At 59.1% G+C, this 13,154-nt stretch carries 13 protein-coding genes; 2 read left to right on the top strand and 11 right to left on the bottom strand.

Features of this window, described 5'->3' with window-relative positions; all coding sequences use genetic code 11:
- Nucleotides 1-84: 84 nt before the first annotated feature.
- The 11 genes from KW838_RS23435 to KW838_RS23385 all read right to left on the bottom strand — a co-directional run bounded on the left by KW838_RS23435 (nt 85) and on the right by KW838_RS23385 (nt 10,248).
- Nucleotides 85-2,046: a DUF4105 domain-containing protein gene (locus KW838_RS23435; protein ID WP_218503729.1), complete on the bottom strand. Its 1,962-nt coding sequence runs from the start codon at nt 2,044-2,046 to the stop codon at nt 85-87.
- Complete coding sequence (locus tag KW838_RS23430; RefSeq protein WP_007969755.1) at nt 2,043-2,363, bottom strand: DUF2388 domain-containing protein; 321 nt, start codon at nt 2,361-2,363, stop codon at nt 2,043-2,045. Before KW838_RS23430 ends, KW838_RS23435 begins: the two co-directional genes overlap by 4 nt.
- Nucleotides 2,364-2,391: 28 nt before the next feature.
- A complete protein-coding gene (locus tag KW838_RS23425) occupies nt 2,392-2,709 on the bottom strand; it encodes a DUF2388 domain-containing protein (RefSeq protein ID WP_102701536.1) in 318 nt (105 codons plus the stop codon).
- A gap of 107 nt (nt 2,710-2,816) precedes the next feature.
- Nucleotides 2,817-3,137, bottom strand: a complete 321-nt coding sequence (locus KW838_RS23420; protein ID WP_095967832.1) for a DUF2388 domain-containing protein — start codon at nt 3,135-3,137, stop codon at nt 2,817-2,819.
- A 145-nt stretch (nt 3,138-3,282) separates the two neighbouring features.
- Nucleotides 3,283-3,492: a DUF1127 domain-containing protein gene (locus tag KW838_RS23415; RefSeq protein WP_218503728.1), complete on the bottom strand. Its 210-nt coding sequence runs from the start codon at nt 3,490-3,492 to the stop codon at nt 3,283-3,285.
- Between the two features lie 258 nt (nt 3,493-3,750).
- Complete coding sequence (locus tag KW838_RS23410) at nt 3,751-3,966, bottom strand: DUF1127 domain-containing protein (RefSeq protein WP_007969750.1); 216 nt, start codon at nt 3,964-3,966, stop codon at nt 3,751-3,753.
- A gap of 320 nt (nt 3,967-4,286) precedes the next feature.
- The gene (locus KW838_RS23405; RefSeq protein ID WP_218503727.1) at nt 4,287-5,780 is read right to left on the bottom strand and encodes an acetyl-CoA hydrolase/transferase family protein; all 1,494 of its coding nucleotides are present in this window, start codon (nt 5,778-5,780) and stop codon (nt 4,287-4,289) included.
- 213 nt (nt 5,781-5,993) lie between these two features.
- The gene (locus KW838_RS23400; RefSeq protein WP_095967830.1) at nt 5,994-7,427 is read right to left on the bottom strand and encodes an NAD(P)(+) transhydrogenase (Re/Si-specific) subunit beta; all 1,434 of its coding nucleotides are present in this window, start codon (nt 7,425-7,427) and stop codon (nt 5,994-5,996) included.
- The gene (locus KW838_RS23395; protein ID WP_007992881.1) at nt 7,424-7,780 is read right to left on the bottom strand and encodes an NAD(P) transhydrogenase subunit alpha; all 357 of its coding nucleotides are present in this window, start codon (nt 7,778-7,780) and stop codon (nt 7,424-7,426) included. The genes KW838_RS23400 and KW838_RS23395 overlap by 4 nt, the downstream gene beginning before the upstream one ends.
- 11 nt (nt 7,781-7,791) lie before the next feature.
- A complete protein-coding gene (locus tag KW838_RS23390) occupies nt 7,792-8,913 on the bottom strand; it encodes a Re/Si-specific NAD(P)(+) transhydrogenase subunit alpha (RefSeq protein ID WP_102701533.1) in 1,122 nt (373 codons plus the stop codon).
- Nucleotides 8,914-9,348: 435 nt separating this feature from the next.
- Complete coding sequence (locus KW838_RS23385; RefSeq protein WP_104450438.1) at nt 9,349-10,248, bottom strand: LysR family transcriptional regulator; 900 nt, start codon at nt 10,246-10,248, stop codon at nt 9,349-9,351.
- A gap of 157 nt (nt 10,249-10,405) precedes the next feature.
- Between KW838_RS23385 and KW838_RS23380 the strand changes: the two genes are divergently transcribed.
- Nucleotides 10,406-11,587: an acyl-CoA dehydrogenase gene (locus tag KW838_RS23380; RefSeq protein ID WP_007969743.1), complete on the top strand. Its 1,182-nt coding sequence runs from the start codon at nt 10,406-10,408 to the stop codon at nt 11,585-11,587.
- A gap of 13 nt (nt 11,588-11,600) precedes the next feature.
- Nucleotides 11,601-12,821, top strand: a complete 1,221-nt coding sequence (locus KW838_RS23375) for a CaiB/BaiF CoA-transferase family protein (protein ID WP_102701531.1) — start codon at nt 11,601-11,603, stop codon at nt 12,819-12,821.
- Nucleotides 12,822-13,154: the final 333 nt, after the last annotated feature.

Genomic DNA, 13,154 nt, shown 5'->3' with positions numbered 1-13,154 from the left:
TCCGACGATAGCGGCGTGTCAGCCGACATCAATGCTGGATGTGCAGCCCTCATCGCGAGCAAGCTCGCTCCCACAGGTTGCGGGTCAAGGCAACTCTATGCCGCCTGCTGCCTTGTGCAATTTGCGCAAATGCTCGCCAATCTGCTTCACGTTGGCTTCGTTGGCGGCCATTTCGGCGGCGCGACCCGGTTCGAGCAACGCTCTCACTTCCTTGTCCAAGTCCCCGGACAGCGCCAGAAGCTGCTTCTGGCGCTGGCTGCTTTCCGATTCCAGATGCTCCCACTCGCTCGGCTGTGGCAAGCCATAGCCGTTAGTGCCCAGCAGTTCCGCCGGACGGCTGAGGAAGCCACTGTTGGCGAGAATGTCCTTGAGCGTCTCGTTGGCCTTGTCCATGCCGCCATTCTGCAGTTCCCGGGCGCCCAGATAGCGCTGCTTCACTTCATCCTGAGCCAGCAGCAACTGCTGACGGAAACTGGCCTGTTCCAGCAGGAGCAACGCCGCGCTGGTGCGCAGGTCCGCCTGCTCGAACCATTGCCGACGATCCGCGGCTTTCAAGTCCAGCCAGTCTTCGACGGTTTCCTGTTTGACCGGCAAGTGCTTTTTCAGGATTTCGAACATCGCCTGATAGCGTTCGCGGAAGGAATCGAAACGATAACCCAGGCGCAAGGCCTCCCGCGGATCGTCCAGCACACTGGTGTCCGCCAGCCCTCGACCTTTGAGCACTTCCAGCAAACCGTTGGGCATGATGTTGTCGAGCCCTACCAATTTCGGGTTATTGGTGCCGCCACGCAGCAATTTCAGTTCTTCCACTGCGCAGTTGTTCGACAGGAAGAAATAGTTGCCGTCGTAGCTCCAGTGCATCTCGGCGGCACGTTCCACCACGTCTTCAATCTCTGTGTGCGACAGGTTCAGGGGGACGGAGGCCAGGCTGCGCAGTTCGGTCTTGGTGTATTCGTCAATGACCTGGGACAGCGGCAGGATAAACAGCCGCGACGGGTATTTGCCGACCAGGCCATCCCAGCTCGACAACTGTACGTCGCCGACGAAGGCGCGATACGACAGCACCAGGTGCTGGTCCAGGTCCAGTCGGCAATCCGGGCCACGGGGGCGGCCCGGCGCGCAGATCACCAGACGCAGCATGCTGTGGCCCCAGCGGCTGAACAGGTTCTGGTTAGCCTCGGCCAGCAAATAGTCAACGGCATAGACCCGCTCCGGATCGACCTGCCCCAGCGGTGTCTTCGCGAAGTCGTTGCCGGCATTGAGGAACGCAACGGTTTTGCTGCAGGTGTCACTGGCGGCGGGCGCCCAGCCGAAATGCTCTTTGTAGTAGCGATACAGTGCGGGACGGCGGCAGGCGTAGCTCGGGTCGAGGAGGAAATACTCCATGTTGACCGCGACGAATTCCTTGGGACTGCTGGTCTCGTAGATATCCGGACTGCGGGCGATCTGGCGATTGTGCTGTTCGCGTTCACCCCGACGGCCTACGTATTGCTGCCAGCCGGCCAGGTCGAGCAGGCGCGGATCATCGCTGAGGGTAAAGCGCCGATCGGACTGGCCCCGACATTGGTCGGGTATGCCGACCAGCCCTGAGCTGTTGTTGCGCCGGGTGCAGCGCTGAATCAGCTTGCGCTCGTCATCCGGCCACAGGCGCGAACGGTCGTAGATGTGAGTCAGCTCGTGCAACACAGTGGCCAGCATTTCCCGGCGCACGGTGCCATGGGGGCGATGGGTTTTTTTGCTCGCGGCGCTGCCATCGGTGAGGCCGGCCAGCAGGTTGCGGTTCAGATCGAGCTCGGACACCAGCGATGCCTGGCCGTAGGCATTGCGCGGCATGTCATCGGTCCAGCCGACCACGATACGTCGGTCCAGGTGCTCGATGAAGCGTGGCGGCAGCGCCTGCATCGCTTCATCAAGCAACGCCTGGCTGGCTTGCTGTTGCGCGGGCGTCAGACCTTCGGTCTTGAGTTGTAACTGAAGGCCTGCGTGGGCCGTGTTGCCGAGCAGCAACAGGGCCCCGGTCAGCAGCCAGGCGCGTGCACACCTCACAGTGCGAGGATGGCTTCGGCGAGATCCTGATCGCTGGCGTCGCGCGCTTCCGGCACGCGGGTGCGCAGCAAGTTGAAAGCGGACTCCAGGTGAGCGCCACGAATGTCGCCATCGCTGGCGACGAAACTGGCGGCGTCGTCCTGGGCTTCGCGCACGATTTTCGAATCGCGAATGGACGTGGTGGTGTCGGAGGTGAAATCGAGGGTGCGCTGGGTCGCACGGATCAGGATGTTACTGGTGGCAACCAGAGTATGTGCCTGGGCCACATCGGCCAACAGCAGCAGGCCGAGGATGGCAGCAATCAGCGGGTTACGCATGGATCGAACTCCAGAAAAGCAGGGATAACTATTGGACGAGAATTGCTTGCGCCAGTTCAAGGTCGCTGGCATGAAGTTTTGCCTGGGTCTGGCGCAGATACCGAAGGGCCGACTCCAGTCGTGCGCCTCTCAGTTGGCCGTCACTGGCAATGAATGCCGCGGCGTCATCGTGGGCGGCGAGCAATAGTTTATGGTCGAAGGGAGCGGAGGTCACGAGGCTTGTGGCGTAACCACTGGCGACGGTGCCCTGGGTGGACAGGTTGAAGGCGTCATAAGCGTGGGCTGATGCGCAGTAACCCAGGGTGAGAAAGACTGGAGTGATCAGGAAGCGGGTAAGAAAACGCATGAGACTCGACAGTTGAAAGTGAGTCCCAAGGCTAGCGCAAGGGCCGGTCTAGAGCCAGTGCCGAAACATTGGGGCACGCCGGGCGTGCCCCATGTCTGTACCGCCGTTTAGATGGTCAGGATCGCCTGAGCCAGTTGTGCGTCTGTTGCACTCAGTTGCGGCGCCTTATGGCGAATGTGATCGAGGGCGCTTTCCAGCTTCACACCGCGGATGGAGCCTTCGCTGGCGACGAAGCTGGCAGCGTCGTCACGGGCGGCGAGGACGATCTTGTCATCCTTGAACGACGACGAAACGATGTTGGTAGTCGCATCGGAAGTGGCCTTGAGCGCGTTGACCACAGCATCCGTGGTCACGATGAAGCTGGTGGCTTGGGCACTGGCAGCCACGGCAAACAGGGCCGCGGCGCTAAGCAGGCGAAGACGGGACATGGGGTAACTCCTTTTGGTAGACCATTTGAAATATGGCGCAGTGTCTGCAAAGTCTGACGCCAGGCACTCGGCGTTCGCCACGTTCTGAAGTGATATTAGGCCTGTCTGTGTCGGTTCGAACAGTCCCGGCCCTGCACGCAGGAAGTCAGCGCCAGAACGGTTTATCCAATTCATGGCTGCGGTCGGCGTGGCTGATACCCAGATCCGATAGCTGGCGATCATCGAGTTGAGCCAGCAAACGTCGCGTTCTCGCCCTTTCCAGGCCAGCGCAGAGCCCCTTCAGCAGCCCTCGAAGCCTCTGCTGGCAAGGTTTCGATTGAACCGAGGGAATGGAAAAATCCAGTACGTTCTTCATGGCACGATCCCTGTCCTGATAAGTGGAGGGCTCCATGCTGACACCCGTCGAATATCCACTACAGACACACTGAGGCAATATTGTACTCATGCAGTTTGTACTTTTTGCAAACTGTACTGGTGCTCAGGTTTCTCTTCTGTAAGACCGGGTTTGACAGGCCAAAATGACAAAACCCGTCGTAGTTGCCCACGACGGGTTCTGTTTTTTCAATTCGGGTTGCTGGCGGTGGACCTTAAGGTCAGAGCCAGCGACGCTAACTTAGCGCCAGAACGGCTTGCTCAGCTCTTCGTAGCGTTGTGCTTCGCTAATCCCGGCGTCAGCCAGCAGACGCGAATCCAGGCGAGCCAGTTGATGGCGGCTGGTAATGCGGCGCTGCCACAACATCAGGTTGGCGATAACGCGCAGAGGCAGGGAAGCCTGGGTTTTTGCAGCAGTGTCTTCGAAGAACAGATCGGAACTGAGTGTACGTTCCATGGTGGTCATCCTTCCGCTTGTGGCGGGATTAGGTAGTGGTTTAACTGGTGCCCATGATCCTCTTGTTTGCCTAGTCTCTGTAGATACAGTTCATCTGTATTGTGAGAGCTCAGTTAACTGTTTATAGGGGGTGTACTGGTCAAAATTGAGGCAACTGTACTTGTCTGCACTGTTTGAGTGCAAAAATGCTGTTTTACCCCGACTAGGCAGGAATTTTCCGTAGGAAATGACCAGTACAGCAGTACAGTTTTTTTCATATTGCGAGGGTGGCAAGCGCAAGCTGGCGAAACTGTGTTTGCGCCAGCTGCTATCTGTAGCAATTACTTCTTCAGCATGTGCCCGGTTTCTTCCAGGTTTATGTGCCAACTGAGTGCGTCACGCAGGATGTGCGGGGTATGTCCGCCGATGGCGCACGCAGCAGTGAAGTAATCATTCAGCGCCTGGCGGTAATCCGGGTGCACGCACTTGTCGATGATGATCCGGGCACGCTCCCGGGGCGCCAGGCCTCGCAAGTCTGCCAGGCCCACTTCGGTCACGAGGATGTCGACGTCATGTTCGGTATGGTCGACATGGCTGACCATCGGCACCACGCTGGAGATCGCGCCGCCCTTGGCGATCGACTTGGTCACGAACACGGACAGGTGCGCGTTGCGCGCGAAGTCGCCCGAGCCACCGATGCCGTTCATCATCCGGGTGCCGCAGACGTGAGTGGAGTTGACATTGCCGTAGATGTCGAACTCCAGCGCCGTGTTGATGCCGATGATGCCGAGGCGGCGCACGACTTCAGGGTGGTTGGAGATTTCCTGCGGGCGCAGGACCAGCTTGTCCTTATAACGCTCCAGGTTGCCGAACACATCGGCGTTGCGCCGGCTCGACAGGGTGATCGAGCTGCCCGAAGCAAAGCTCAGTTTGCCGGCGTCGATCAGGTCGAAAGTCGAGTCCTGCAGCACCTCGGAATACATCGTCAGGTCTTCGAACGGCGAGTCGATCAAGCCACACATCACCGAATTGGCGATGGTGCCGATACCGGCCTGTAGTGGACCGAGCTTGTTGGTCATGCGTCCGGCAGCCACTTCCTGTTTGAAGAAGTCGATCAGGTGGTCGGCAATGGCTTGGGTCTCAGCGTCTGGCGCCAGCACCGTGGAGGGTGAGTCAGCCTGGTTGGTGACCACGATGGCGACGATCTTTTCCGCCGGAATCGGGATGGCGGTGCTGCCAATGCGGTCGTCGACTCTGACCAATGGAATCGGAGTGCGGGTCGGGCGATAGGTCGGGATATAGATGTCGTGCAGACCTTCGAGGTTCGGATTGTGCGCCATGTTGATCTCGACGATCACGTGCTTGGCGAAAATCGCAAAGCTGGCCGAGTTGCCTACCGAAGTGGTTGGCACGATATGCCCTTGCTCGGTGATCGCAACGGCTTCAATCACGGCGATGTCCGGTAGTTTCAATTGCTGGTTGCGCAATTGCTCCACGGTTTCCGACAAGTGCTGGTCGATGAACATGACTTCACCGGCGTTGATCGCCTTGCGCAGGGTGCTGTCGACCTGAAACGGCATGCGTCGCGACAGCACGCCAGCTTCGGTCAACTGCTTGTCAAGGTCGTTGCCCAGGCTTGCGCCAGTCATGAGGCTGATTTTCAACGGCGTGACCTTGGCGCGCTCGGCCAGCGCCTGAGGAACGGCCTTGGCCTCGCCGGCGCGAGTGAAGCCACTCATGCCGACGGTCATGCCGTCTTCAATCAGGGCGGCAGCGTCAGCAGCACTCATCACTTTGTCCAACAACGAAGGCAGGCGAATACGGTCACGGTACATGGATTGTTATCTCGGGCAACAGGTAGCAGGACGTGCAGTCTAGTGAATTGCGCCGGCTTCTGTCCCGCTACCAAGGTCGCAATCGAGGTGTCTATTCCGGGCCTTTCAAGCAAAACACCGTTACCGGATCGGTAACAAAAGAATAGTTTGTCCGACGATTTGCGCAAACAAAAACGCCCCGACGAGTCGGGGCGTTCTGTGTGCCGCAGAGGATTAGTCGACGGCTTTTACCATGTCTTCGATGACCTTTTTGGCGTCACCGAACACCATCATGGTTTTGTCCAGGTAGAACAGTTCGTTGTCCAGGCCGGCATAGCCGCTGGCCATCGAACGCTTGTTGACGATGATGGTCTTGGCCTTGAACGCTTCGAGGATCGGCATGCCGGCAATCGGCGATTTCGGATCGTTCTTCGCGGCCGGGTTGACCACGTCGTTGGCGCCCAACACCAGCACCACGTCGGCCTGACCGAACTCGGAGTTGATGTCTTCCATCTCGAACACCTGGTCGTAAGGCACTTCGGCCTCCGCCAGCAACACGTTCATGTGGCCCGGCATGCGACCGGCAACCGGGTGGATCGCGTACTTCACGGTCACGCCGCGATGGGTCAGCTTCTCGGTCAGTTCCTTCAACGCATGCTGCGCCCGTGCTACCGCCAGGCCATAGCCCGGAACGATGATCACGGTGTCGGCGTTGGTCAGCAGGAAAGTCGCGTCGTCAGCCGAACCGGATTTCACCGGACGGGCTTCCTTGGCGCCTGCCGGACCTGCGTCGGCTGTATTGCCGAAACCGCCGAGCAGTACATTAAAGAAGGAGCGGTTCATCGCCTTGCACATGATGTACGAGAGGATCGCACCGGACGAACCTACCAGCGAACCCGCGATGATCAGCATCGAGTTGTTCAGCGAGAAGCCGATACCTGCCGCTGCCCAGCCGGAGTAGCTGTTGAGCATCGACACGACCACTGGCATGTCCGCGCCACCGATCGGGATGATGATCAGCACACCCATGATGAAGGCCAGGGCCAGCATCAAGGCGAAGGCGCTGAGGTCGCCGGTCAACATGAAGGTGATGCCCAGGCCCAGAGTGGCCACGCCGAGCAGCAGGTTCAGTTTGTGTTGACCGGTGAACTGTACCGGTGCGCCCTGGAACAGGCGGAACTTGTACTTGCCCGACAGCTTGCCGAAGGCGATTACCGAACCGGAGAAGGTGATCGCACCAATGGCGGCACCGAGGAACAGCTCCAGGCGGTTACCGGCCGGGATCGCGTCACCCAGTTGCGCAACGATACCCAGCGACTGCGGCTCGACGACTGCCGCAATGGCGATGAACACCGCGGCCAGGCCGATCATGCTGTGCATGAAGGCGACCAGTTCGGGCATCTTGGTCATTTCAACGCGTTTGGCCATGATCGAACCGGCAGTGCCGCCGATCAGCAGGCCGACGATCACGTAGACGATACCGTCCTGGGCCAGTTCGGCACCGAGCTTGTAGATCAGGCCGACCGTGGTGAGTATCGCCAGGCCCATGCCGAGCATGCCGAACAGATTACCGCGACGCGACGTGGTGGGATGCGAAAGGCCCTTGAGCGCCTGGATGAAGCAAACCGAGGCGATCAAATACAGGGAAGTAACCAGGTTCATGCTCATGCTTGCTGCACCTCAGCCTTGACTGCTTCGGCCTTGGCGGCCGGAGCTTTTGCCGGGGCCGCTTTCTTCTTGAACATTTCCAGCATGCGCCGGGTGACCAGGAAGCCACCAAACACGTTGACGGCGGCCAGGGCCACGGCCAGGGTGCCCATGGTCTTGCCCAGCGGGGTCACAGTGAGGGCGGCGGCGAGCATGGCGCCGACGATCACGATGGCCGAGATGGCGTTGGTAACAGCCATCAGTGGCGTGTGCAGTGCAGGTGTTACGTTCCAGACCACGTGGTAGCCGACATAGATGGCCAGCACGAAGATGATCAGGTTGTAGATACCGTGAGAGATCAGCATGTCTTCCATTGTTTTTATCCTCAGCCGTTCTTGCGCACGATCTGGCCGTCGCGGCACATCAGGCACGCGGCGACGATATCGTCTTCAAGGTTGATCACCAGTTGTCCTTCTTTATCGAACAACAGTTTCATGAAGTCCAGCAGGTTGCGTGCGTACAGCGCCGAAGCATCGGCCGCCACTGCGCCCGCCAGGTTGGTCGGGCCAACGATGGTCACGCCGTTTTCGACGACCACCTGATCGGCCACGGTCAGCGGGCAGTTACCGCCCTGGGCGGCCGCGAGGTCGATGACCACCGAACCCGGTTTCATCTGTGCCACGGTTTCCGCGCTGAGCAGCGTCGGTGCCTTGCGGCCGGGAATCAGCGCTGTGGTGATTACGATGTCAGCCTGCTTGGCGCGCTCGTGCACGGCCGCGGCCTGGCGCTGCATCCAACTGGCTGGCATCGGCCGGGCGTAGCCCCCGACACCAACGGCGCATTCACGCTCTTCGTCGGTCTCGTAAGGCACGTCGACGAACTTCGCGCCGAGGGATTCGATCTGCTCTTTCACCGCAGGACGCACGTCAGAGGCTTCGATCACCGCACCCAGGCGTTTTGCCGTAGCAATGGCCTGCAATCCGGCCACACCGGCACCCAGGATCAGCACGCGCGCCGCTTTCACGGTGCCCGCAGCCGTCATCAACATCGGCATGAAACGAGGGTAATGGTGAGCGGCCAGCAAGACAGCCTTGTAACCGGCAATGTTGGCTTGCGACGACAGCACATCCAGGCTTTGGGCGCGGGAGGTACGTGGCGCAGCCTCCAGGGCGAAGGCGGTAATGCCGCACTCGGCCATCTTGGCGATGGTTTCGTTGTTGAACGGATTGAGCATACCCACCACAACGGTGCCGCTTTTAATCAGCGTCAGCTCGCTGTCGCTGGGGGCGACCACCTTCAAAATCAGCTCTGCTCCAAACGCATCATTGGCGCTGCCAATGGTTGCGCCTGCCGCTTCATAGGCACTGTCGACAACGCTGGCATTCACGCCGGCGCCGCTTTGTACAGTGACCTTATGACCCTGGCTGATCAGCTTCTTGATGGTTTCCGGGGTTGCAGCAACCCGTGTTTCACCGGTCTGGGTTTCGAGAGGAACACCAATGTGCACGTCAAATCTCCTGCGTGATCTTATTGAGTAAACCCATGCACTACGGATGGTGCGGCTGGGGCGGCCGATCAGCACGATCCCGCCAAATCAGGGCGGGGCGCGGCATTTTGCAGGCGAACTTTGTGCCCTTCAAGGGATTATGACGGGTGACGGAAAATTAACTACAAGTCACCCCGTGACCGAATGTCGCAACCACCCGGCTCAATCCCTTGCAGACCGTGCTTTACAAGGATTCTGGCCGAAACTGAAGAATTTACACATCGGCCGTATGAATGATGCGGCATCGCCTCGAAATAGTGGCGCAAAGCCGCGTGATCAGGCGCTTGTGGGACGTTTGTACGACTTTTCGATACAGTTTGCTGTCATGCGACAAATACGTATATCTGTAGGGCTTTGTTTTTGCTGACTACGGGGTTAAGTAACGTTGGAGAGCCTTTACTCCTCTAGGCTGTAGCTGTGCGCCTGGTTCACCAGCCAGTCACGAAATGCCCTTAAAGACGCGGATTCGACCTTTCGCTCAGGAATCATCAGGTAATAAGCCTTGATGCTGGACAGTGCTTGCGGGTTGGCGATCACCAGGCGTTTTTCTTTCAACTCCCTTTGAATCAGGAACGGCGGAATCAGGGCAATGCCCATGTCATGCATGGCCGCCTGGGCGAGCATGGAGAATAGCTCGTAGCGGGGGCCTGTCATGTCTCGCGGGACATTCAGGTGTTGGGAATCGAACCACTGGCGCCAGGCATAAGGGCGGGTGGTTTGTTGCAGCAGGGGCAAATCGGCGATTTCGCCGGGCGTGAGGCTGGTCTTGTTTGCGAGCAGGTTGGGGCTGCAAACGGGCATCGGATTTTCACCCATCAGCCTGTGGGATTCTGTACCCGACCAATCCGCGTCGCCGAAGTAGATCGCGGCATCGAAATCAGTGTCGGCGAACAGGAACGGGCGTGTGCGGTTGGTCAGGTTGACCGTCACTTCCGGGTGCTTCTGCTGGAAGTCCTTGAGTCGTGGCAGCAGCCATTGGGTACCGAAGGTCGGAACCACGGCCAATTCGATTACGTTGGTGCCCTGCTGGCCCATCACGGATAGGGTGTCGCGCTCAACCGCATCCAGTTGAGTGGCGACCCGGCGGCTGTAGGAAAGTCCGGCCTCCGTCAGCTTCACTCCACGCCGCGAACGTCGGAACAGTTCTACGCTGAGGAACTCCTCAAGGCTGGCGATCTGTCGGCAAATCGCCCCCTGGGTCAGCGAAAGTTCCTGGGCGGCCTTGGTGAAGCTTTCATGGCGCGCTGCGGCCTCGAAGCTGATCAGGGCGGTGGTGCTGGGTATCTTCCTGCGCATGTACGTCAACCTCACTAATGCATCGCATAAAAGCTCTTTTACGACGTTTCGGAGTGAGAAATTAGCACAACAGTATGCGAAATCCTCGTTTGCCGTAGCGCCGATCCAGGCCTAGGATCAGTCCACGTTATTTGACCCGATTCGAGAGGACACACTCATGGGCGGTAAAGCTAGCTTCAACTGGATCGATCCCCTGCTGCTGGATCAACAGCTCACTGAAGAAGAACGCATGATTCGCGACACGGCTGCGCAGTTCGCTCAGCAGAGCCTGGCGCCGCGCATTCTTGAAGCTTTCCGCCATGAGAAGACCGACCCGGCGATCTTCCGCGAAATGGGCGAAGTGGGTCTGTTGGGCGCAACCATTCCTGAGCAGTACGGTGGCAGCGGCCTGAACTACGTCAGCTATGGCCTGATCGCCCGTGAAGTCGAGCGTATCGACTCCGGTTATCGGTCGATGATGAGCGTTCAGTCCTCGCTGGTAATGGTGCCGATCAATGAGTTCGGTACCGAAGCGCAGAAGCAGAAGTACCTGCCGAAACTGGCCTCGGGCGAGTGGATCGGCTGCTTCGGCCTGACCGAGCCTAACCACGGTTCTGACCCGGGTGCGATGATCACTCGTGCGCGCAAAGTGGAAGGCGGCTACAGCCTCACTGGCAGCAAGATGTGGATCACCAACAGCCCGATTGCCGACGTGTTCGTGGTCTGGGGCAAGGACGATGCCGGCGACATCCGCGGCTTCGTTCTGGAGAAAGGCTGGAAAGGCCTGAGCGCTCCGGCGATTCACGGCAAGGTCGGCCTGCGGGCATCGATCACTGGTGAAATCGTGATGGACAACGTGTTCGTGCCGGAAGAGAACATCTTCCCGGATGTCCGTGGCCTGAAAGGTCCTTTCACCTGCCTCAACTCGGCGCGGTACGGCATTTCCTGGGGCGCACTGGGTGCAGCCGAGTTCTGCTGGCATACCGCTCGCCAGTACACCCTGGATCGTCAACAGTTCGGCCGTCCATTGGCAGCCACTCAGTTGATCCAGAAGAAACTGGCCGACATGCAGACCGAAATCACCATGGCGCTGCAAGGCTGCCTGCGTCTGGGTCGTATGAAGGATGAGGGCACTGCGGCGGTCGAAATCACTTCGATGATGAAGCGCAACTCTTGCGGCAAGTCCCTGGACATCGCGCGCATGGCTCGCGATATGTTGGGCGGCAATGGCATCTCCGATGAGTTCGGCGTTGCTCGCCACCTGGTGAACCTGGAAGTGGTGAATACCTATGAAGGTACTCATGACGTCCACGCGCTGATCCTCGGTCGTGCGCAAACCGGCATCCAGGCGTTCTATTAACAGGAGGACGTCCATGGGCGCGCTATCGCATCTACGGGTACTGGATTTATCGCGGGTGCTGGCTGGGCCTTGGGCCGGGCAGATCCTGGCCGACCTCGGCGCCGAAGTGATCAAGGTAGAGCGCCCCGGTAACGGTGATGACACGCGCGCCTGGGGGCCACCGTTCCTTAAAGACGCTTATGGGGAAAACACCAGCGAGGCCGCCTATTACCTGTCGGCCAATCGCAACAAGCAATCGGTCACCATCGACTTCACTCGCCCCGAAGGGCAGAAGCTGGTGCGTGAGCTGGCGGCGAAGTCGGACATCCTGATCGAAAACTTCAAGGTTGGCGGCTTGGCGGCCTATGGCCTGGACTATGAGTCGCTGAAGGCGATCAATCCGGACCTGATCTATTGCTCGATCACCGGGTTTGGCCAGACCGGTCCTTACGCCAAGCGTGCGGGTTATGACTTCATGATCCAGGGGCTGGGCGGTCTCATGAGCCTCACGGGGCGACCTGAAGGCGAGGAAGGTGCGGGGCCGGTGAAGGTTGGTGTGGCGCTGACGGACATCCTGACCGGGCTGTACTCGACTGTGGCGATCCTGGCTGCGCTGGCGCATCGGGATCACGACGGCGGTGGTCAGCATATCGACATGGCGCTGCTGGACGTGCAGGTGGCCTGTCTGGCCAACCAGGCCATGAACTACCTGACGACAGGCAATGCGCCTAAACGCTTGGGTAATGCTCATCCGAACATTGTGCCCTATCAGGACTTTCCTACGGCGGATGGCGATTTCATCCTTACCGTCGGGAACGACGGGCAGTTCCGCAAGTTCGCGGAAGTGGCCGGGCAGCCGCAGTGGGCGGATGATCCGCGCTTTGCCACCAACAAGGTGCGGGTGGCGAACCGCGCGGTGCTGATTCCGCTCATCCGCCAGGCAACGGTATTCAAGACCACCGCTGAATGGGTGGCGCAGCTGGAGCAGGCGGGCGTGCCATGCGGGCCTATCAATGACCTGGCGCAGATGTTTGCCGATCCTCAGGTCAAGGCGCGCGGGTTGGCCATCGAGCTGCCGCATGCGCTGGCGGGAATGGTGCCTCAGGTGGCGAGCCCTATTCGTCTATCTGAAACCCCAGTGGAGTACCGGTTTGCACCGCCTTTGCTGGGTGAGCATACGCTGGAGGTACTGCATCGGGTCTTGGGGCTGGATGCTGGCTCGGTGTCTGCGCTCAAGGCGTCTGGCGTGCTTTGATTTCTCCCTCCTATATAGAGAAGCGCTTTTGCTTCTCTATATAGGCTTCAAACCTGGCGTTTTGGCGCTTTGAGCAAGTTATTGATAGAAGAGCAAAATCAGTGCTTGACGGCAGATTATAGATGTCTATAATTCGCCCCACTTCCGGTGCAGTCGAAACGGAAAACTCCTTGATAAACAAAGAGTTACGCAGTTTTCGGCAGCAAGTTGCTTCAGGTCATCGAAGCCGAAAGGAAGTTGAAAAAGAGGTGTTGACAGCAGCGAGTAACGCTGTAGAATTCGCCTCCCGCTGACGAGAGATCGAAAGCGCAAGTGGTTGAAGTTGTTAAGGAT

Origin of the sequence: Pseudomonas sp. PDM27, assembly GCF_019219205.1 — a bacterium.
In the GTDB taxonomy this organism is placed as follows: domain Bacteria; phylum Pseudomonadota; class Gammaproteobacteria; order Pseudomonadales; family Pseudomonadaceae; genus Aquipseudomonas; species Aquipseudomonas laurylsulfatiphila.
This window is presented reverse-complemented; position numbering and strand designations above follow the sequence as displayed.